The sequence below is a fragment of the Pseudomonas sp. 210_17 TE3656 genome, assembly GCF_054821965.1.
Map to the genome: position 1 here is coordinate 5,424,784 of NZ_JBTRBC010000001.1, position 20,263 is coordinate 5,445,046.

General features: G+C 61.2%; 16 protein-coding genes. 9 read left to right on the top strand and 7 right to left on the bottom strand.

Going from position 1 to position 20,263, the window contains the following annotated elements; genetic code table 11:
* The first annotated feature begins 1 nt into the window (after position 1).
* Genes ACVI9W_RS24865 through qhpG form a run of 3 tightly spaced genes read left to right on the top strand, consistent with a single transcriptional unit; the run spans position 2 to position 3,690 of the window.
* A complete protein-coding gene (locus tag ACVI9W_RS24865) occupies positions 2 to 1,735 on the top strand; it encodes an ABC transporter ATP-binding protein (RefSeq protein ID WP_461531618.1) in 1,734 nt (577 codons plus the stop codon).
* The gene (gene qhpE / locus ACVI9W_RS24870) at positions 1,725 to 2,405 is read left to right on the top strand and encodes a subtilisin-like serine protease QhpE (protein ID WP_461531619.1); all 681 of its coding nucleotides are present in this window, start codon (positions 1,725 to 1,727) and stop codon (positions 2,403 to 2,405) included. Before ACVI9W_RS24865 ends, qhpE begins: the two co-directional genes overlap by 11 nt.
* Positions 2,398 to 3,690: a flavin-dependent monooxygenase QhpG gene (qhpG, locus tag ACVI9W_RS24875; RefSeq protein ID WP_461531620.1), complete on the top strand. Its 1,293-nt coding sequence runs from the start codon at positions 2,398 to 2,400 to the stop codon at positions 3,688 to 3,690. The genes qhpE and qhpG overlap by 8 nt, the downstream gene beginning before the upstream one ends.
* A gap of 89 nt (positions 3,691 to 3,779) precedes the next feature.
* Here the strand turns inward: qhpG and ACVI9W_RS24880 are convergent, their stop codons facing one another.
* Positions 3,780 to 5,273 carry an aldehyde dehydrogenase family protein gene (locus ACVI9W_RS24880; protein ID WP_461531621.1) on the bottom strand — a complete coding sequence of 498 codons (1,494 nt, stop codon included), beginning with the start codon at positions 5,271 to 5,273 and terminating at the stop codon, positions 3,780 to 3,782.
* 409 nt (positions 5,274 to 5,682) lie between these two features.
* On the opposite strand from ACVI9W_RS24880, the gene peaA reads away from it, so the two are divergent.
* The 6 genes from peaA (at position 5,683) to ACVI9W_RS24910 (ending at position 13,034) form a co-directional block, all read left to right on the top strand.
* The gene (peaA, locus tag ACVI9W_RS24885; RefSeq protein WP_461531622.1) at positions 5,683 to 7,251 is read left to right on the top strand and encodes a quinohemoprotein amine dehydrogenase subunit alpha; all 1,569 of its coding nucleotides are present in this window, start codon (positions 5,683 to 5,685) and stop codon (positions 7,249 to 7,251) included.
* A 73-nt stretch (positions 7,252 to 7,324) separates the two neighbouring features.
* Positions 7,325 to 8,755, top strand: a complete 1,431-nt coding sequence (gene peaB / locus ACVI9W_RS24890; RefSeq protein ID WP_461531623.1) for a quinohemoprotein amine dehydrogenase maturation protein — start codon at positions 7,325 to 7,327, stop codon at positions 8,753 to 8,755.
* 1 nt (position 8,756) lies between these two features.
* Complete coding sequence (gene qhpC / locus ACVI9W_RS24895; protein WP_038610709.1) at positions 8,757 to 9,080, top strand: quinohemoprotein amine dehydrogenase subunit gamma; 324 nt, start codon at positions 8,757 to 8,759, stop codon at positions 9,078 to 9,080.
* A 31-nt stretch (positions 9,081 to 9,111) separates the two neighbouring features.
* On the top strand, positions 9,112 to 10,236 hold the full coding sequence (gene peaD, locus ACVI9W_RS24900; RefSeq protein ID WP_461531624.1) for a quinohemoprotein amine dehydrogenase subunit beta: 1,125 nt from the start codon (positions 9,112 to 9,114) through the stop codon (positions 10,234 to 10,236).
* 66 nt (positions 10,237 to 10,302) lie between these two features.
* Positions 10,303 to 11,973, top strand: coding sequence for an AMP-binding protein (locus ACVI9W_RS24905; protein ID WP_461531625.1), 1,671 nt, complete (start codon positions 10,303 to 10,305; stop codon positions 11,971 to 11,973).
* 443 nt (positions 11,974 to 12,416) lie between these two features.
* A complete protein-coding gene (locus ACVI9W_RS24910; RefSeq protein ID WP_461531870.1) occupies positions 12,417 to 13,034 on the top strand; it encodes a hypothetical protein in 618 nt (205 codons plus the stop codon).
* A 17-nt stretch (positions 13,035 to 13,051) separates the two neighbouring features.
* Here the strand turns inward: ACVI9W_RS24910 and ACVI9W_RS24915 are convergent, their stop codons facing one another.
* The 6 genes from ACVI9W_RS24915 to ACVI9W_RS24940 all read right to left on the bottom strand — a co-directional run bounded on the left by ACVI9W_RS24915 (position 13,052) and on the right by ACVI9W_RS24940 (position 20,175).
* A complete protein-coding gene (locus ACVI9W_RS24915) occupies positions 13,052 to 13,573 on the bottom strand; it encodes a winged helix-turn-helix transcriptional regulator (RefSeq protein ID WP_461531626.1) in 522 nt (173 codons plus the stop codon).
* A 151-nt stretch (positions 13,574 to 13,724) separates the two neighbouring features.
* Complete coding sequence (locus tag ACVI9W_RS24920) at positions 13,725 to 14,987, bottom strand: OprD family porin (protein ID WP_461531627.1); 1,263 nt, start codon at positions 14,985 to 14,987, stop codon at positions 13,725 to 13,727.
* A 30-nt stretch (positions 14,988 to 15,017) separates the two neighbouring features.
* Entirely contained in the window at positions 15,018 to 15,737 is a 720-nt protein-coding gene (locus ACVI9W_RS24925) for a nitroreductase (RefSeq protein WP_342622145.1), read from the bottom strand.
* 40 nt (positions 15,738 to 15,777) lie between these two features.
* Positions 15,778 to 17,121, bottom strand: a complete 1,344-nt coding sequence (locus tag ACVI9W_RS24930; RefSeq protein WP_461531628.1) for an MFS transporter — start codon at positions 17,119 to 17,121, stop codon at positions 15,778 to 15,780.
* A gap of 209 nt (positions 17,122 to 17,330) precedes the next feature.
* Entirely contained in the window at positions 17,331 to 18,374 is a 1,044-nt protein-coding gene (locus tag ACVI9W_RS24935; RefSeq protein ID WP_422414901.1) for an AraC family transcriptional regulator, read from the bottom strand.
* A gap of 220 nt (positions 18,375 to 18,594) precedes the next feature.
* The gene (locus tag ACVI9W_RS24940; RefSeq protein ID WP_461531629.1) at positions 18,595 to 20,175 is read right to left on the bottom strand and encodes a peptidoglycan-binding protein; all 1,581 of its coding nucleotides are present in this window, start codon (positions 20,173 to 20,175) and stop codon (positions 18,595 to 18,597) included.
* Positions 20,176 to 20,263 lie beyond the last annotated feature (88 nt).

Below are 20,263 nucleotides of genomic sequence, written 5' to 3' on the forward strand. Positions count from 1 at the left end.
GATGGGCGGTATTTTTCTCAGGCTGATCAACAGCTCCGACCCGCAGCTGATGCGCCACGCACTGGCCTGGTTGTACGGCTTCGTGCGCCCGCACCGGCGAGCGATCGCCGTGTTGCTCGGGCTGTCCCTGGCGGCTTCGCTGCTGGTGCTGGTGCAACCCTGGCTGGTCAAAACCCTGATCGACCAAGGCCTGCTGGCCAAGGACTTCCAGGTGCTCTGGCAGGTGGCGCTGGTCATGATCGCCGTCGGGGTTGTCGGCATGCTGCTGGCGGGCATCAACCGTTACCTGCATACACGCTTGTCCGGACGCATTCTGTTTGCCCTGCGCGATGACCTGTATCGCCACTTGCAGCAGCTGTCACCGGCGTTCTACGGGCGTAAGCGCATCGGCGACATTCTTTCGCGACTCGATGGCGATGTTGCCGAGATCCAGCGCTTTGCAGTGGACTCGCTGTTCGCGGCGGTTTCCAGCGTGATTGGCCTGATCGGCGCGGTGACCCTGATGCTCATGCTGTCCTGGCAACTGTCTTTGTTGCTGGCGCTGCTGATTCCCATCGAAGTGCTCTGGTTGCGCTGGATGCGCCGCAAGGTTGAACGTGAGGTGCGTAGCCTGCGCGAGCGTTCTGCCGATGTATCGTCGTTTCTGGTCGAGACCCTGCCGGCAATGAAATTCATCCAGGCGGCCGGCCAGCAGCGCCGTGAATCCGAACGCCTGGAAGGCCTTGGGCAGGGCTACATGAGCCAGTTGCTGCGGGTGCAGGTCACTGAGTTCTTCACCCAGGCGGTGCCGGGTACGCTGACCTCGCTGTGTCGTGCCTGCGCCTTTCTGGTCGGCGGCTACTGGGTGATTCAGGGTACCTGGCAACTGGGCGCACTGATCGCGTTTTCCACCTACCTGGGCATGGCGGTCGGGCCGGTACAGAGTCTGCTCGGCCTGTATGTGGCGGTGCAGCGCATGGCTGTGAGTCTCGGGCGGGTGATGGAATTGCAGCAGGAGCCGGTTGGCGTGCACCAGGCGACAGCGCCGCTGCCCATGCCGCAAGGGCCTGGGGAGTTGCGCCTGGAGTCTGTGCATTTCGCTCATGAACAGCGTCTGGGCCGGGTGCTGGGTGGCGTCGATATCTGCATACCGGCAGGGGTGAAGGTGGCGATCAGCGGTGCGTCAGGTGTTGGCAAGTCGACCCTGATCGATCTGCTGCAACGCTTTTATGACCCTGAGCAGGGGCGCATCCTGCTCGATGGCGCCGACCTGCGTGACCTGGATCTGCTGGCCCTGCGCAGGTCCATCGCCGTGGTCAGCCAGGACATCGTGCTGTTTCGCGGCACCCTGGCGCAGAACCTGGCCTACAGTGTGCCCGAGGCCAGCCGCGAGGAGCTTGAACGGGTGGTGCGCCTGACTCGCCTGGAATCACTGGTCGAGGCCTTGCCGCTTGGTCTGGACGGTCAATTAGGCGAACGTGGCCAGCAGCTGTCTGGCGGGCAGAAACAGCGCATCGCCATAGCCCGCGCCTTGCTTCAGGATCCACGGGTGCTGGTGCTCGATGAAGCGACATCGGCGGTGGACGAGGCAACCGAGCGCGAAGTGATCGCCGCCATCGACCAGCTGTTCGCCGGGCGCACGCGAATTCTCATCAGCCACCGCACCAGTACCCTGGCCGACGCCGACCTGCACCTGCACCTTGATGACGGCCGCATGCAAGCGGTCTGGCAGGAGCCATTGCGCCATGGTCGATGAACTGTGCGTGGGGGTGATCGATAGCGGCTGTTCTGTGCAGCAGACCCGCTATCTGACCGGCGGGCGGCGCTTCTGGCTGGAGCAGGGAACGCTGGGCGAAGGCGAGTTGCAGGCCGATGCCCTGGGCCATGGCAGTGCGGTGCTTGAGCGGCTGCTGGCACAGGCCGACGGGCTGTCGGTAAAGGTGGCCCAGGTGTTCGACAACCGGGGGGCGACCTCGGTATTGCAAGTCAGTGCGGCGTTGCTGTGGCTGGTGGAGCAAGGCGTGAGCCTGGTCAATCTGAGCCTGGGCTTGGCGCAGGATCGGACGGTCCTGCGCCAGGCTTGCGCCGTAGCAGTGGAAGCCGGCGTGCTGCTCTGTGCGTCCAGCCCCGCGCGTGGAGGGCCGGTGTACCCGGCCAGTTATCCGGGCGTGCTGCGCATCACTGGCGATGCCCGCTGTGCAGCGGGGCAGTGGTCGTGGCTGGACACCGCGCAGGCAGACTTTGGCGCAGCGGTCGGCGAGGACGCAGGATCTGCCGGTGCGAGCCTGGCCTGTGCAGCCCTGAGCGGGCAGATTGCTGCCTATCTACACGAGCATCGGCGGGCGACACGCGAGCAGGTGCTGGCGTACCTGCGCGAAAATGCCGCCTTCTTCGGCCCAGAGCGCCGTGGAGGCGGGCATGGCTGATCCGCGTATCCTGATTCTCGGTGCCGGCCCTGCCGGTGCGGCCACCGCCATCGGCCTGCGACGCCTGGGCTATGCGGTCACGGTGGTGTCCGAATGGCGTCGTTTCGCGGCCGTTGAAGGGGTTTCGCAGCGGGTACTTGAGGGCTTGCGTCACGCAGGTCTGGGTAGTGCCCTGCACGAAGTCGTCACACCCGCGACGCGGCAGGTGCGCTGGAATGGCCAGCACCTGCAGCTCAATCAGGAGTATCTGCTCGACCGGCAAGCCTTCGACCGGGCCCTGCGCGATGATCTGCAGCGGGCCGGGGTGAGCTTGGTCGAGGGCCGGGTACGCGAGGTGCTGGGCGAGGATGGCCATCAGGTGCGTCTGGACGATGGGCAAACCCTTGAAGCCGAGTTCCTGGTGGAGGCCCGCGGCCGTCAGGCGCCGTTGGCGGCCGACCGCTTGCGTGGCCCGGAGACGGTCAGCCTGCTCAATCTGTGGCAGGGCGAGCCTGGCAATCCGGCTTCGGCCGTGGAGAGCCTGGACGATGGCTGGGCGTGGATGGCTCGCTTGGCCGATGGCCGCTGCTACTGGCAGATCACCCTGAATGCCGAAGGCCTGCCGGGCAAGGCTGCACTGGCCGAGTACTGCGCCGAACGCCGGCGCCGCTCGGAGCTGGTAGCCGAGATGTTCGATGCGCATGCCCTGGCGCCGGCAATCGTCCATGCCCGCAGCAGCACGGCCATTCTGGCGGGCGAGTGTGCAGGCGAGGATTGGCTGCGGGTGGGCGATGCGGCGATGGCGGTTGACCCGTTGTCGGGGAACGGGATTTTCCAGTCGCTGTCCTCAGCGTTGCAGGCCCCAGCGGTGATCAACACGCTGTTGCGCTGCCCGCAGCGGGCGGCTCTGGCGCGGCGTTTTCATCAGCAGCGGATCGAGCAGCTGTTCCTGCGCTTCGCGCGGATCGGGCGGGACTTTTATGCTCAGGAACAGGCGCGGGCAGCTGGCCTGTTCTGGGCGTGCAGGCGGCAGTGGCCGGATGCGCAGCCGATACATGGCGCGTCCGACTGGGAGGCGGTGCGTGTCGAACGGCGACCGGTGTTGCGCGATGGGCTGGTGGATGAGGCCGATGTGGTGGTAACGGCGGATCAGCCGCTGGGCGTGTGGCACCTGCAGGGGATCGAGCTGGCGCCGGTGGTGCGTGGGGTTCAAGACGGGCTTGAACTGGCGCAAGTGTTAAGCGATCGGTCGACGGAGCAGCAGCGGATGGTGCGGCGCTGGCTGGCCGAGCAGGGGTATGGCTGACTAGCTGGTGGGAGCGGGCTTGCCCCGCGATGCGATGTGACTGACATACCGCAATCGCGGGGCAAGCCCGCTCCCACCCGGGGGGCGCTTCAGAGTTTGATCAGCACCGATTTCAGTTCGGTGTAGTGCTCGATGGCGGCAGCCCCCATTTCCCGGCCGACACCAGACAATTTGTAGCCACCGAACGGCAGTGCCGGGTCCAGCGCGCTGTGACAGTTGACCCACACCGAACCTGACTTGATCCGCGGGATCATCCGGTGCACCGCCGCCAGGTCGTTGGACCAGATGCTCGCGCCCAGGCCATAGGGGTTGTCGTTTGCCAGACGCACCACTTCATCAATGTCGTCGAAGGGCATGGCGACCAGCACCGGGCCGAAGATTTCTTCCTGCACCAGACGATGACGCTGGTCGACGTCAACGATCACCGTCGGTTTGACGAAATAACCCGGACCAAAACCTTCGCCACCGCAAGCGATAGTGGCGCCCAGTTCGCGACCAAGATTGATGTAGCCGGTCACCCGGTCCTGCTGCCTGGCGGAAATCAGCGGGCCCATCTGCACCTGCGGATCAAGGCCGTTGCCGAGTTTCATGCCATTGGCAATCGAGGCGATGTCGGCCACTACATTGTCGAAATGCTTGCGGTGCACATAGAGGCGCGAACCTGCGCAGCACACCTGGCCCTGGTTGAAGAAAATCGCCGTTGCGGCGCCCGCGGCGGCCTCCTGCAGGTTGGCGTCGGGCATGACGATGGTCGGCGACTTGCCGCCCAGCTCCAGGGTCACGCGGGTCATGTTTTCCATGGCCGCCTTGCCGATCTGCTTGCCGACTTCGGTGGAACCGGTGAAGGTCAGTTTGTCTACGCCGGGGTGGCGGGTGAGAGCGGCACCGGCATTCAGCCCGGTGCCGGTGATTACGTTGAATACGCCATCCGGATAGCCGGCTTCCTGCACCAGTTCGGCCAGCTTCAAGGCGGTCAGCGGGGTTTCGTCGGCAGGCTTGAGCACCATGGTGCAGCCGGTGGCCAGCGCCGGCCCGAGCTTCCAGCAGGCCAGCAGCAGCGGAAAGTTCCAGGCGACGATGGCGCCGACCACGCCGATCGCTTCGCGGCGGATGAAGCCGTGGAACTGATCGTTGGGCATCAACGGCAGCGAAGGCTCTACCGTCGTGCCTTCAATCTTGGTGGCCCAGCCAGCCATGTAGCGCAGGAAGTCGATGGCCAGTTGCACGTCCATGACTTTGGCCACCGCAGCGCTCTTGCCGTTGTTCAAGCACTCAAGTTCGGCCAGCTCCTGCGCGTCACGTTCCATCAGTTCGGCCAGACGCCACAGCAGGTTCTGCCGCTCACGGGGCCGCATGCGGCTCCAGGCCGAGTCATCGAAGGCAGCACGCGCCGCCTTGACGGCGCGGTCGACATCGTCGGCGTCAGCGCAGGGTACTTCGCCCAGCACGTCGCCAGTGGCTGGGTTGCGAAAGCTCATGGTCTTGCCACTCTGCGCGTCCTGCCAGTCGGCGCCGATGCGCATCTTCAGTTTGCGGTCGAGGAAAGCCTGGGTACGGGGGAGGATGGGCAGGGTGGAAAGCATGGGAGCAACGCCTCTTGTCTTTGGATGTGCAGGGGCTTTCGCAACCGCCATGCCAAGGTCGAAGAGCGTCATCAAGTCATTGATATCTAGCGTTTTATCGTGATCTTCAGAGAGCACAAACCAGCCCGCGCTGTAGCACTTTGAGACGGCATGAGACAGCGGTGGAACAGTTGCGCGTTGGCCTAAGCTCACAGGGAGCGCTGCCGCTGTCTCAAGCTGCAACGGGCTGTCGCAAATTTAGACGTCCAGCGTCGGCCAGGGCCCTTGCCGGGTAACAGCGCTATCGCTCAACTCATTGAAATCAAAGACTTTGCCTGGATTGGCACAGTTCCTGTATTGATCATTCGCAGAAGCACCTACGGCACCCAGCGTGCAATAACGATAAGAACAACACCGTGGAGGTCTGACCTTGAGAACGACTCGACTCCGGCGACATACCAGCAGCCTGGCGCTGATCGCCGCCGCCTTGCTATGCACCCAGGTCCAGGCCAAAGAGCCCGGCGCCGACCTGCTGCAGAGCAAGTGCATGGGCTGTCACACAGCCGAAGGCAACGACAGCTACAGCCGCATCAGTCACCAGCGCAAAACCCCGGAAGGCTGGTTGATGAGCATCGGCCGCATGCAGGTCATGCATGGTCTGCAGATCAGTGATGATGACCGCCGCACCCTGGTCAAGTACCTGGCCGACAAGCAAGGCCTGGCACCCAGCGAAACCGAAGGTGTGCGTTATGCCATGGAGCGCCGCCTGAACACGGTTGAGCAGTTTGACGAGAAGCTCAGCCAGACTTGCGGCCGTTGCCACTCCGGCGCCCGGGTCGCCCTACAGCGGCGTCCGGTCAAGGAATGGGAACATCTGGTCAATTTCCACCTCGGCCAATGGCCTTCACTCGAATACCAGGCCCAGTCACGAGATCGCGACTGGTTAGAGATTGCCTTGAACGAAATGGTGCCAGAGCTGGCCAAGCGCTTTCCGCTGGACAACCCGGCCTGGACCGACTGGCAGAAAACGCGGCCCAAGCCCGAGGTGCTGGTGGGGCGCTGGTCCTTTAGTGGACATATGCTGACCAAGGGTGACGTGCGCGGCGAGATGACCCTCGGCAGCGCTCAGGGCGATGGCACCTTCAAGGTCGAAGTCAACGGCCGTTATGCCGACGGTACGCCGTTCCAGGGCAGCGGCTCGGCCATTCTCTACAACGGCTTCGAATGGCGCGGTAACGTCACGATTGGCGATACCACGATGCGTCAGGTATTTGCCGCACTCGATGGCGAGATGAAAGGGCGCATGTTCGAGGCCGAGCATGACGAACGCGGCCTGGATTTCACTGCGGTGAAGGAGGGCAAGACCCGATTGCTGGCCGTACAGCCTTCGTTCATCAAGGCGGGCAGCGAGGCTGAGCTGACACTGGTTGGCAGCGGCTTGTCTGGCAAGCCGGACCTTGGCCCGGGTATCGAAGTGACCCAAGTGCTGGAATCAAGCGCCAACCAGGTGCGGGTCAAGGTGCGGGCTGCGGCCGATGCAGCGCCTGGCCTGCGTGAGGTTAGCCAGGGCGGATTGAAAGGGCCGAACCTGGTGGTCTACGACAAAGTCGAGGAAGTGAAAGTGGTGCCGGCGTTCTCCATCGCCCGCATCGGTGAAAACGGAGGCAGTACGCCGAAGGTGCAAGGGCGCTTCGAGGCCGAAGCCTGGGGCAAAGATGCCAAGGGCCAGCCGCTGCGTATTGGCTATCTGCCGGCGCAGTGGTCGGTCGAGCCGTATAACGAAAGGGCCAAAGAGGACGAAGACGTCAAGTTCGCCGGGCAGATGCTCGAGAACGGCATCTTCATGCCCGGTGGTGCTGGCCCTAACCCCGAGCGGCGGATGATGACCAACAACGCGGGCAATCTGAAAGTGATCGCCCAGCTGGAGGACGGTGGACAGAAAGGCGAAGGCCACCTGATCGTCACCGTGCAACGCTGGAACAATCCACCGCTGCCGTGATCGGCCGTTGACCCTACGGGCACTGCGGTGCCCGGATTCCAACGTTGATCACAATGCACATCGGGAGGTCGCCATGGGCGCACTTTTGAATCTGGTCGAACGCAATCTGCATGAAGTGCAGGTGGATGCCGACCGCATGCTGTTCCATATCCCCAGCAGTTCGCTGTTTGCCACCGACGCAGTAACAGGCGGAATCATCGACACCTTGCGAGAGCAAGGCTGTTCATCTGAGGAGTTGCAGCAGCGTCTGCAATCACGCTTCAGCGGTGAGGACATCATCGACACCTTGCACGAGCTGATCGCCCTGGAAGTGGTCAGCGACGGCTCGCCGCTGACCCCGGAAATCGGCCTGAAGCGGGTCGAGCGTACGGCGATCAATACCGTGGTATTGAACGTCAATACCGGCTGCAACCTGAGCTGTACCTACTGCTACAAGGAAGACCTGGATAAGCCCTCGGCGGGCAAGAAAATGGACGTGGAAACGGCCATCGCTTCGGTGGAGATGCTGCTCAAGGAGTCCCCGGACGAAGAGCGCTTCACCGTGGTGTTTTTCGGCGGCGAACCACTGAGCAATCGCAAGCTGATCGAGTACATGGTCGACTATTGCGAGAAGCGCTTTGCCGAGGCCGGCAAGCTTGTCGAGTTCGTGATGACCACCAATGCCACGCTGCTCACCGAAGAGACCGTGGATTACCTCAACGCCCACCGTTTTGGCCTGTCGGTGAGCATCGACGGCCCCAAGACCGTGCATGACCGTAACCGCATCACCGTCGGCGGCCAGGGCACCTACGACGTGGTGCGGCGCAAGGCCCAGATGCTGCTGTCGCGCTACAACAGCCGTCCGGTGGGCGCACGGGTGACCTTGACCACCGGTGTCACCGATGTCGAAACCATCTGGGATCACCTGTTCAACGAACTGGGATTTGCCGAAGTCGGTTTCGCCCCGGTGACCTCCGGTGACATCAGTAGCTTCAACCTCACCAGCGACGAACTGGTGCAGGTGTTCGCCAACATGAAGGCCCTTGGCCGGCGTTACCTGGAAGCTGCACTGGAACACCGCAATATCGGCTTCTCCAACCTCCACCAGCTGATCACCGACATTCATGAAGGGCACAAGAAAGCCCTGCCATGCGGCGCCGGCTTGAAGATGCTGGCGGTCGATCACAAGGGCGAGCTGAACCTGTGCCATCGCTTCACCGGCTCCAGCCTGCCGACCTTTGGCAACGTGCACAGCGGAGTGAAGCAGGTGGAGCTGAACGACTTCCTGTCCCAGCGCCTGGACCGTAGCGGCACCGGCTGCGACAGCTGCCGTATCCGCAATCTGTGCTCCGGCGGTTGCTACCACGAGAGCTACGCCCGCTACGGCGATCCTACTCATCCGACCTACCACTACTGCGAGTTGATGCGCGACTGGATTGACTTCGGCATCGAGGTTTACAGCCGCATCATGGCCGCCAATCCGGCCTTCATCAGCCGCTACATCACTCCGCGGAAGGCGCATTGATATGAAACATCTCAAGCCGCTGAACAACAAAGCGCAAATTCTTGAGCAAGCGGTCGCCCAGGACCGGGTCGAGGAAGTCGTGGCCATGAGTGCGGTCGCCGGTTGCACCGCCACCACTGACCCGGGCTGGGAGGTGGATGCATTTGGTGGCGTCAGCTCGCTGTGCCAGCCAATGGAAGCCGACCTCTACGGCTGCTCGGACCCTTGCTGGTGGCCAGCCCAGGTGCCCGACATGATGAGCACCTACCAGGACTGGAACGCCCAGGCCAGCAACTCCCAAGACGATTGGCGCAACCTCGGCACTGTGTTTCCAAAAGACAAGTGACCGGCCAACAAGAACAACAAGGGGAAACCGCATGAAACCTGGAGTTTTCGCCAAGCTGGCGTTCACCGTCGCCGCCTGTGCCAGCACCTTCGCCGCTTGGGCCACCGACAGCAGCGGGCCTGCGCTGAAGGCGGGTCATGAGTACATGATCGCGACCAACTACCCAAACAACCTGCACGTGGTCGACCTGGCCAGCGATGAGCTCTACAAGAGCTGCAAGCTGCCGGACGCCTTTGGCCCCGGCACGGCGATGATGGCGCCGGACAATCGCACCGCGTACTTGCTCAACAACCATTTCGGGGATCTCTACGGCATTGACCTGGATACCTGCAAGACGGTGTTCCACGCCAACTTGTCGAACACCCCGGGCGAGCTGGGGCGTTCGATGTTTTCCTTCGCCATCAGTCCGGATGGTAAGGAGGTCTACGCCACGGTCAATCCGACCCAGCGCCTGAATGACCACTACGTGGTCAAACCGCCGCGCCTGGAGGTATTCCGTACCGCAGACGGGCTGGCCGCCAAGCCGGTGCGCAGCTTTCCCATGCCGCGCCAGGTCTTCCTGATGCGCGCAGCGGATGACGGCAGCCTGTTTGTCGCCGGCCCCGATATTTACAAGATGGATGTGAACACCGGCAAATATGACGTCGCGCTGCCACTGCGCAACTGGCAGCGTCCGGGTTTTAGCGCCCCGGACGTGCTGTACTTCTGGCCACACCAGACCGCACAGCATGACTTCACCATGCTCTACACCGTGTCACGCTTCAAGGACGATAAGCAGGACCTGGCCACGGCTGAGCCGATGTATGGCTACCTGAGCATCGATCTCAAGAGTGGTAAAAGCAGCTACCAGGAGTTCGCTTCGCTGACCGAGCTGTACTTCACCGGCCTGCGTTCACCAAAGGACCCGAACCAGATGTACGGGGTGCTCAACCGCCTGGCGCGCTATGACATCAAGGAGCGCAAGCTGATCAAGGCGGCCAACCTCGACCACACTTACTACTGCGTGGCCTTCAACAAGCAGGGCAGCAAGCTCTACCTTGCCGGCACCTTCAACGATATCGCGGTGTTCGATCCGCAGAGCCTGGAGAAGGTCAAGAACATCAAGCTGCCAGGTGGCGACATGTCGATCACCACCACCCAGGTGTTCGTCAGGTAGGCAAGGCCGCCGCGCTGCTAGGCAGCGCGGCGTTGAATCCCGGAACAACAAGAACAAGAGAACACCATGAACGCGTTGAGCCAAACCCAAGGGCAGCTGGACACCAAGCTGCTGCAAATGTGTATCGGGGACGCCTTCGACCTCAGCGTGTCGCGCTTTGCCGAGCGCGAAGCGCTGGTGGTCCGCCACCAAGGGCTGCGCTACAGCTGGCGGACCCTGGCGGATGCGGTCGAGCGCCAGGCTCGCGCGCTGATGGCCCTGGGGCTTGAACGCGGTGACCGCCTGGGTATCTGGGCGCCCAACTGCGCGCAGTGGTGCATCACCCAGTTTGCCAGTGCAAAAATCGGCGCCATCCTCGTCAACATCAACCCGGCCTACCGCAGTAACGAACTGGCTTACGCATTGAGCCAGTCGGGCTGCCGCTGGATCGTCTGTGCCGATGCCTTCAAAACCTCCGACTACCACGCCATGTTGCTGGAGCTGGTGCCTGAGCTTGCCGCGAGCGCGCCTGGGGAACTGGCCAGCGAGCGTTTTCCTGAGCTGCGTGGGGTGGTCAGCCTGGCTGACAACCCACCAGCGGGCTTTCTCGCCTGGCAGGCGCTGCAGGCGCGAGCCGGGGAGGTCAGCGCTGCGGCGCTGGCGGCGCGCCAGGCCAGCCTGCACTACGCCGAGCCGATCAATATCCAGTACACCTCGGGCACCACCGGCTTTCCCAAAGGCGCGACCCTCAGCCATTACAACATCCTCAACAACGGCTACATGGTCGGTGAGAGCCTCGGCCTGACCGAGCACGACCGCCTGGTGGTACCGGTGCCGCTCTACCATTGTTTTGGCATGGTCATGGCCAACCTTGGCTGCCTGACCCATGGCTCGACGTTGATTTACCCCGGGGATGCTTTCGATCCCCTGACCACCCTGCGTGCGGTGGCCGAGGAGCGGGCAACCGCGCTGTATGGGGTGCCGACCATGTTCATTGCCGAGCTCGACCATCCGCAGCGCGACACCTTCGACCTCTCGAGCCTGCGCACCGGCATCATGGCCGGCGCCAACTGTCCCATCGAAGTCATGCGCCGGGTAATCGATGAAATGCACATGAGCGAGGTGCAGATCGCCTACGGCATGACCGAGACCAGCCCGGTTTCATTGCAGACAGGGCCTGACGATGACCTCGAACTGCGCGTGACCACCGTTGGCCGCACCCAGCCGCACCTGCAAAGCAAAATCATCGACAGCGCCGGGCAGTGTGTACCACGTGGCGAAATCGGTGAGCTGTGCACGCGAGGCTACAGCGTCATGCTCGGTTACTGGAACAATCCGGCGGCCAGCGCTGAAAGCATTGATGAGCAGGGCTGGATGCACACCGGGGACCTGGCGTCGATGGATGAGCAGGGCTATGTGCGCATTGTCGGACGCAGCAAGGACATGATCATTCGCGGCGGAGAGAATATCTATCCGCGCGAGCTGGAGGAGTTCTTCGCAACCCATCCGGCGGTAGCCGAGGTACAGGTGATCGGCATTCCGTGCGCGCGATACGGTGAAGAGATTGTCGCCTGGATCCGCCTGCACCCTGGCCAGAACCCGGGTGAAGAGCAATTGCGCGACTGGGCCAGGGCACGCATCGCGCATTTCAAAGTGCCGCGGTATTTTCGTTTTGTGGAGCAATTTCCGATGACGGTCACCGGCAAGGTCCAGAAGTTTCGCATGCGCGAGATCAGCATGCAGGAGCTGCATCTGTAGGCCTTGTAGGTTTCAGCGAAAGCCGCAAGTATCCATAGGTATTGAATACGGGACCGCCCGTCGGTGGTTCTTCCTTAAAAATGAACGATCGGACAATACAGCTCTCTTATTTTCCAGCAGGCCGGTCCTCAGTGATCACGCCGTGCACTCCCTCGTAAAAAATGGACGTTCATCCTCATCTGCATCGTATGGAATGCACGTGGGGATTTTTTTTACCTGAAGCCTGGAGAAACGCTATGCCCTCATCTATGGCTCGCTGGGCGAGTCGCTGCATTCTTGAAGTACCGGTTTACTGATTCAGTTTGTTCAAGTGAGTTTGATCCTGTAGTTGCGATCAGGTCGTTCGTACGCCTGTTGCAAGGTCATCTGGCACTAACGTATTAAGTGGAGAAGTCGTCGTGGAGATCAATACAATTATTAGCCTGTTCGGGCAGAAAGAATCCATGGAGCTTTTGCGGTTGGCGGTTGTTTATGTCCATCTGATAGCCTGTTGCGTCGCCATCGGCCTGGTGTTTGCCAGCGATGCTGCGATGGTCAAGGGCTTATTGAAAGGTCATGTATCGACGGGCCACGATAACGATCATATGACGAGTCTGCAGAAGTCTGTTGCCAGTGCGTTGATATTCTTGTGGATTAGCGGCGCCGCACTGATAGGTATTGATTACCTTGAAAAAGGTATTAACTATTTTGCCAATCCGAAACTTCAAGCCAAAGTCATTATTGTCTTGTTGCTGACGTTCAACGGCATGTTGTTGCATCGCTATATATTGCCTGCATTGCTGAAAGCCGGATCGCTACTTGATTTGCAGATCGGTGTGCGGATGTTTGCCTTGTTCTCCGGAGCGCTGTCGGGCGTGTCCTGGCTGTATGCCGCGATGCTGGGTGTCGGTCGTCCACTGGCCTGGAAATATTCGCTCAGCGAGTTGCTGATGGCGCATCCGGTGTTGATCGTGCTCGGATTTGCGTCGATGGTGGCATTGACCCAATGGGCACGGAACCGCAGCAGGGCGCTGCCGGCTCAGGAGAGTCCATGGCTGCTGGCGGGAATTCATACGCGCTAAGCTGATGCTCGCGAACCCTAATCGGCAATGAGATGGGCTTGCGCATCGGCCTGGCGGTAAGACTGGCCGGTGCGCAAACGCCATTGAGTCAACTCATCGGCGTTTTCCGCCACCTGTAGCTGGTGCTCTTCACGGGTAATGGGCTTGCCGGTATTGGCATCCGTCAACGCCAGCGCCACGGGTTTGCCGGTGCTTTGGTCTATCAACGCAACCTTGTCTGAACCGCTGGTGTGGCGAGCGCCCCAACTCATCAGGGTGAGGATTACCGGTCGCAAGTCCCGGCCTGCTTCGGTGAGGTGGTACTCATGGCGTGGCGGGTTGTCCTGGTAAGGGTGGCGTTCAAGCAAACCGGCTGCCACCAGATCGTTCAGGCGGCGGGTGAGGGTGCTTGAGGCGATCCCCAGGCTGTAGAGAAACTCGTCGAACCGCCGCAGACCATAGAAAGCATCGCGCAGGATCAGCAGGCTCCAGCCGTCACCAATGCACTCAAGGGCATGGGCGATCGGGCACGGCATGGGTTGAAAGCTGGCTCTTTTCATCGGGGCTCACCTGATCGCTGTCGATGGAGAGTGCGATCATACTATCGCGCCGTTAATTTCATAATGAAAGTAACATGTGCGAAGCATCACTCGAAGGTGCCCCAAGTACCGAATCGCGGGCCAGGCCCGCGATGACCCTGCCAGCGGGATTCTAGTAGTTGAAGGTGTAACGCAGAATCAGCCGGTTCTCGTTGGCACTGTCGGCATACGTGGAGCGGTTGGTGGAGTTGCGCCACTGCACTGCCAGTCCCTTCACCGGCCCGCCCTGGACCACATAAGTGATGTCGGTCATGCGTTCCCATTCCTCGCCCGATTCACCGGTGGCCCGAAGCCCTGCGGCTTGTGCGGTTTTGACCATCGTCGGGTCGACGTCTTCACCCTTGGCGTATTTGACCCCCAAGGTCAGCCCGGGAACGCCCACCGCAGCGAAGTCGAAGTCGTAGCGGGCGTACCAGACGCGCTCATTGGCGGCGGTGAAGGTACTCACCAGCGATTCAGCGAAAATGTAGGTATCGGTGCCGTTGACGAATGCAAACGGCGTATCGCCCCAGGCTTTCTGGTAGCCGCCGCCAAGGGTATGCCCCTTGAGGCTGTAGGCCAGGTAACTGGTGAGGGTGCGGTTGTCGACTTCACCCACGCCCTTGTCACCGGTCTCGTTGGCATCGAACAGGCGCACATCGGCGATCACCGCGCCGGTCGACAACGGCTGGTTCAATTTCATACCGAAAAAGTTGGTACGGTACAGGTCCTCAAGCTCGGCCACGTGATAGCTCAGGGTCAGCGTCGGCAGTGCTTTGTAGTCGAATGCCAGGTAAGAGTAGTGATCGGCCTCCACCGGGGCGTAGCCGGTGGCGGTCAGCGATTCGAAGTCGGTGGAGTTGCGTTGCTTGACCGCGTTTACCCGCAGCGCCGAGAAAGTCACGGGCGCAAAGTCGTTGGAGACCAGCAGGCCGCCGCGAAACACCTGCGGCAGCAGGCGGCTGTTATTGCTTGCAAGCAGGGGCATAACCGGGTTGATACCGCCGATGCGCAGTTCGCTTTTCGCCAGGCGGGCTTTGGCGGTCAGTGTCATCTTGCTGTAGGCGTCTTCAACATTGCGCTCCGAGTCGTAGGCCAGCAGGCCCGAGCCGGTACGATCGGGGCTTGAGTCGAGCTTTACCCCGAGCAGGCCGAGGGCATCGACACCAAAGCCGACCGTGCCTTCGGTAAAACCCGACTGCAGGTTGAGGATGAAACCCTGACCCCATTCGTCGCGCTTGTTCTGGCGTGCGTCGTCGTTGCGAAAGTCGCGGTTGTAGTAGAAGTTGCGCAGCTCAAGGCTTGCCTTGGCATCCTTTACAAAGTCCGCCATGACCATCGGGGCTTGAGCGGCGACAGCGGTGGCGAGCAGCAGCTTCACTGGGTGTTTCGACATTACAGGCACCTTTTATTTTTGTTGTTGTGATCAGGGATGAAAGGTTGCGAACGCACTGACCGGCTCCCGACCGGTCACCAAGGTGTTTTCGATGCTGGCAGGGTCCGCGTAACCGAGGCTCATGCCACACACCAGCATCTGTTCAGGCGCAATCCCCAATTGCTCCGCGATGAGGGTGTGGTATTTGAGGAATGAGGCTTGCGGGCAGGTATGCAGGCCGCGGCCGCGCGCAGCGACCATCACGCTTTGCAGGAACATGCCGTAATCGAGCAGGCTGCCCTCACCAAGGCTGCGGTCGATGGTGAACAGCAAGCCCACCGGCGCGTCGAAGAACCGATAGTTGCGACCGTGCTGTGCATGCATACGCGGCCTGTCGTTCTTGTCGATCCCCAGCAACCCGTAGAGCGCCCAGCCCACTGCCCGTCGGCGCTCGAGGTAGGGCGCCTTCCATTGGTGCGGATAGTAGGCGTATGGGTCTGCATGGTTTGCCGCGGACGCGGGATCGTTGTCGATGCGGGTGATGGCGCGCGACAGACGCGCCTTCACTTCGCCGGTCAGCACATGCACATGCCAAGGCTGCATGTTCACCCCGGTGGCACTGAAGCGTGCGACATCGAGGATGGCCTCGATGTCCTCCTGCGCCACCGGTGTGGGAAGAAATGCCCTGATACTGCGTCGCGTGGTGATGGCCCAGTCAACTGCGTGGCTCACAAGCTGCGCGGAAGCTGGCGGTGGCGATAATCGGTTCATGTTCGTTCCTGCTGGCAGCGTCTGGCGTCAAAGCATGGGTTCAGCGCGAAAGCGCGAGGGCCTTCTTCTCTTGGGTCGATTGCGCCCGGGACTGGTTGATCAGGGTGACCGCCAGGGCACCGATCAGGCCTGCCAGGCTGATGGCCATGAAGTTTTGCTGCAGCGGCAGGCTCAACGAGACCAGCCAGCCAATCAGTACCGGGGCGACAATGGCGCCGATGCGACCCACGCCGGAGGCGAAGCCGACGCCGGTGGAACGGATCTCGGACGGATAGAAGTCACCGGCATAGGCGTAGGCCAGCAGTTGCGTGCCCAGGGTCGAGGCGCCGACCAGGAACACCACCGCGAACAGTGCCGTGGTATCGCGGGTGTAACCGAGGAGGGTGAGGGCGATGGCACCGGTGATGTAGAAGCACACCAGCACATGCTTGATGCTCAGCTTGTCGCTCAGCCAGCCGCCGACCATGGCCCCGGCAATCGAACCGAGGTTGAACACGATGACGAAGTTGAGCGCCGAGCCGAGGCTGAAACCGGCCATTGCCATGAGTTTGGTGAGCCAGGAGTTGAGGGCATACACCATGAACAGACCGGTCATGAACGCGGTCCAGATCATTACTGTGCTGAACCCGCGCCCTTGCTTGAACAGGTCGCGAACCGGGGTTGCCTGAGTGTTTTGCACGGCGACATTGCCGGTGACCACCAGCGTATCGGTAACCGCATGGCCTGGCTCGATCTTGCCGACGATCTCACGCAATTCGTCCTGACGGCCGTTCCTGAGCAAGTAGCCAATGGATTGCGGCATGCTTTTGAGAATGAACGGAATCAACAGCACCGGCAGCCCGGCGACATAGAACACCCACTGCCAGCCATAGCTCTCGATCAGTTGCTTGGCGGTCAACGCCACGAGGATGCCGCCCACCGAGTAACCGGCAAACACCAGGGTGATCAGGCGGGTGCGCAACTTCAGTGGCGAGTACTCACCCATCTGCGCGGTACATACCGGCAGTACGCCGCCGATACCGAGACCGGCAATGAAGCGGGCAATGCTGAAACTGACCGGGTCGTCGGCCAGGCCCGCCACCGCCGTGAAAATGCTGAACAGCGCCACGCAAATGGCGATCATGCGCGGACGACCGATACGGTCAGCCAGCGTGCCCAGGAAGATCGCACCCAGCATCGTACCCAGCAGTGCCGAGCCGGCCATGATCCCGGCGCTGGTAGGGTCGACGTTCATGTCTTGCATGATCGCCGGCAGTGCTGCGCCCACCACGGCCAGGTCATAGCCGTCGATGATCAGGATAAGCATGCACCAGAAGAGGATGCGCCCATGGAAACGATTGAACTTCGAATCCCCCACTAGCGCGTAGATGTTCACCGATTGCATAGCGTGTCTCCTTCGCTGTTGTTTTTGTTTGTGAAGTGCACAGTCGTATGTCAGCAAGCTGGCCAGGGCAGGTGAGGGCCACAGCGCAACCTGTGGCGAATCCTAGGGCCGATTGGCGGTGCGGCACATGCCCGCGGGCGTCGATGTGTTTGACCGATCTGGGCACATTGACGCGGGCAGGGGGCAAGCGGGAGAGAAGGAGAAGGGGATCAGCTTGCCGATTGAGTCAGAGACTGGTTGGACGCATCAGTACTCGAACGGCGATACGCGCCGGGGCTTACGCCGGTCCATTTCTTGAAAGCGCGGTGAAATGCGCTGGTTTCCTGAAAGCCGGCCTGGGCGGCAACTTCGCAGACGGTCAGATCCGACTGACCGAGAAAGTTGATGGCCATGTCACGCCTGAGGTTGTCCTTGAGTCCCTGGTAACTGATGCCCTCAGCTTGCAAGCGCCGCTGCAGGGTGGAGCTGGACATGCTCAACTGATTGGCCACTTCATCCAGCGCCGGCCAGTTTTCCGGCGTATGGTTGCGCAGCCGCTGCCTGATCTGGGCACTCAAACTGGCGTCGTTGCGGTACTTGACCAACAGACTTGCCGGCGAGTCTCTAAGGAAAGTGGCCAGGCTCTCGGGCGTCTGGGCTACCTTGAGGTTTAAAAAGCACGCATCAAAGCAGACCCTGGTCACCGGGGCGGCAAACTCGATGTGCTCACAGAAGCGCATGCGGTAGTCGCTGTCATCATCCGGACGCGGCGAGCGGAAGCTCAGGGCCTGCAACGGAATTCTGCGGTTGCCGAGCCAGCACAGCAGCCCATGCACCAGAATCAGCCAGGTGCCATAGCTGAACAGCCTGCGCTCCACGCCATGGTCGTGGATGATGATCGACGCCGTGTCGCCGTCCAGGTGCAGCTCACCGTACAGGTCATCAAGCCCCAGGCGCAGGAACGCCAGAATTCGCCGCAGGGCCTGTTCCAGCGACTCACAACCGATGGTTGCGTGGCACATGAGCCGAAAGCTGCCGCGGCGTAGCGGGTGGCTGTCGATTGCGAAGAATTCATCGTCGAGCATGTCCGACAGGGCTACCCACAGCCGTGAAAACGCCGAGGCGCACACGCGAGCATTCGCAGAGCTGAGCAGTTGCGGGTCGATGTGCGCCTGCTGCAAGGGAAGAGATATGTCCAGACCTCGCTGGGTTGCGCCGTAAAGGGCTTCTCGCACCAGGCTGATGGAGGTGGTTCCTTTATAGGCTGCGAGCATCTGGTCATCTCCATCCGGTGGTAGAACCTGGAAGGAAACTTACCAGATGGTTACAACCGGTGGAGCGCGCATTTTTGCATATGCCAAAGGCGTTTTAGGGCTAGGTTTGCAGCGCCACCGACTTATCACTGCAACGCCGATTCGTTCGTGCGCCGGGCGGTGTCCCAGCGCACGCCCGGCTAGTTGAGGGTGCTTCTCTGCGGAGTACCGTCTGGCGGCTCTAGGCCTCGGGCCGCAATCGAATGATCCCCGCTACATTTTTCATCTGTCGAGTACCGTTGACGCTCTGATTGTTGCGGTTGCCTTCGGCGGTCTGCAGGGTTGTGCCGTTACCCGGCCCTTGGCGCACGATGCCAATGTGGTCCAGGGTCTTGTCACCATCGAGCCACTCGAAGCAAACGATGTCGCCGCGTTCGGGTGTCAAATCGTCAACAGCGTGCCAAACCCCCTGGTCTTTGGCCCAGGCCTTCCACATTTCTACAAGCGCCATGGTTGCCTTGTGGCCCGGTGGCTGATCGGGGATGGTATAGCCGGCCTGACGCGCACAGTAAGTCACGAAGGCGGCGCACCAGTTGTAGAAAACCGGTTTGCTGCCGATATGCCCGAGCTTTTGCATAGGTGCGCGCAACGGCTTCAGATAGCGCTCAGCTACTGATGATGCGTCGGTCCAGGACAGGCCCATCGAGGCTTCCGTTTCAGCAATGCTCGCCAGGCGTTCGCGGCTGCCGCTGGAAAACACAACGGTCGCGGCTTTGGGTTGTGGCCTGCCGCCCAACGCAGTCCAGCTGACCGGGCCGGCAATGCCGTCTACGGTCAATTCGTTGATGCGTTGAAATTGCCTGAGTGCCTGTTCGGTCAAGGGGCCAAACTCGCCGTCGATTTTCCCGGGGTCAAAGCCTTTGGCGGCCAATGCTGTCTGCAGCGCTGTAACGGCCTTGCCTTTGGCGCCGTTGCGCAGCTCCCCGGGGAAGTCGCCCAGGCTGACGGGCGCAGGCGCCGGGTCGGGCCCGGTAATCAGCGCAGCAGTGCTGGAGTAATCAAGGTTCCAGGCCTGGCCTGCAAGGCCCTGCGTTGGCGCGCGAAATATCGAAGACCCAGGAAATGCATTCAGGAAACTCTGCAAGGTGGCCGCAGTAGCGGGGTGCTTGGCATCTTCTTCGCTACCCCAGATAGGCAGGATAGGGTTTTTCAGACCGAGGCTTTTATGTGCGGCCAGTGCCTCTTTGACTTCCTGCGCATCGGTGGCGCCATATCTGAACTTTTCAAAGTAAATCTGCGGAAAGGCGATATCGGTTTTGCTATCGAGCAGCTTCCAGGGTACCTCGCTGTGAAACCCTGGGTGGCCAAAGGACGTATACCCGAGGAACTTGCTGGCCGTAGCTTCGCGTAAAGAGGTGAGTAAATCATCCAGGGGCGCTTTGGCTTTCGGCGATTTCACCTCTGCCTCGACATCGACGATATAACCGTCCAGGCCACACGCCATGGCCAAGGCCACGGCTTTTACTTCTTCGGCGACCGGTATCGAGGTGCGCTGATCGAAGTGATAGCCCCAGCCGACAACGCTGATGCCTTTAGCGTTAAAGGCCTGAACGACCGCAGCGGTGCATTGAAAATCCCAGAAAAAGTCGTCGGCGCTATCGCCGTGCAGGTCATCGAATACTTTCAGATAGACGCGTTTGCAGCCTACCTCGGCCAATCGATTCAGGTATTCACGATCGATTTTGGCCAGGCGCCAGATCCACATACCAGGAGGGGTATCGACGAGTATCTGTTTGACTTCGTCGGGGCTGAGATTTGGCATGACGGGTTCCTCGAAGCGAGAAATTGAAATAACTGCCCGTTAAGAATAGTTGCCCGTCAGCCGTACCTGATTCGATTGTGATAGGGCG

Coding starts and splice junctions, on each gene's coding strand:
- ACVI9W_RS24865 (WP_461531618.1), top strand. CDS start 2: ATGGGCGGTATTTTTCTCAGGCTGATCAACAGCTCCGACCCGCAGCTG.
- ACVI9W_RS24915 (WP_461531626.1), bottom strand. CDS start 13,573: ATGAAAAGAGCCAGCTTTCAACCCATGCCGTGCCCGATCGCCCATGCC.
- peaD (WP_461531624.1), top strand. CDS start 9,112: ATGAAACCTGGAGTTTTCGCCAAGCTGGCGTTCACCGTCGCCGCCTGT.
- ACVI9W_RS24935 (WP_422414901.1), bottom strand. CDS start 18,374: ATGCTCGCAGCCTATAAAGGAACCACCTCCATCAGCCTGGTGCGAGAA.
- qhpE (WP_461531619.1), top strand. CDS start 1,725: ATGGTCGATGAACTGTGCGTGGGGGTGATCGATAGCGGCTGTTCTGTG.
- ACVI9W_RS24880 (WP_461531621.1), bottom strand. CDS start 5,273: ATGCTTTCCACCCTGCCCATCCTCCCCCGTACCCAGGCTTTCCTCGAC.
- ACVI9W_RS24905 (WP_461531625.1), top strand. CDS start 10,303: ATGAACGCGTTGAGCCAAACCCAAGGGCAGCTGGACACCAAGCTGCTG.
- ACVI9W_RS24930 (WP_461531628.1), bottom strand. CDS start 17,121: ATGCAATCGGTGAACATCTACGCGCTAGTGGGGGATTCGAAGTTCAAT.
- ACVI9W_RS24910 (WP_461531870.1), top strand. CDS start 12,417: ATGGAGCTTTTGCGGTTGGCGGTTGTTTATGTCCATCTGATAGCCTGT.
- qhpC (WP_038610709.1), top strand. CDS start 8,757: ATGAAACATCTCAAGCCGCTGAACAACAAAGCGCAAATTCTTGAGCAA.
- ACVI9W_RS24920 (WP_461531627.1), bottom strand. CDS start 14,987: ATGTCGAAACACCCAGTGAAGCTGCTGCTCGCCACCGCTGTCGCCGCT.
- peaB (WP_461531623.1), top strand. CDS start 7,325: ATGGGCGCACTTTTGAATCTGGTCGAACGCAATCTGCATGAAGTGCAG.
- qhpG (WP_461531620.1), top strand. CDS start 2,398: ATGGCTGATCCGCGTATCCTGATTCTCGGTGCCGGCCCTGCCGGTGCG.
- ACVI9W_RS24940 (WP_461531629.1), bottom strand. CDS start 20,175: ATGCCAAATCTCAGCCCCGACGAAGTCAAACAGATACTCGTCGATACC.
- ACVI9W_RS24925 (WP_342622145.1), bottom strand. CDS start 15,737: ATGAACCGATTATCGCCACCGCCAGCTTCCGCGCAGCTTGTGAGCCAC.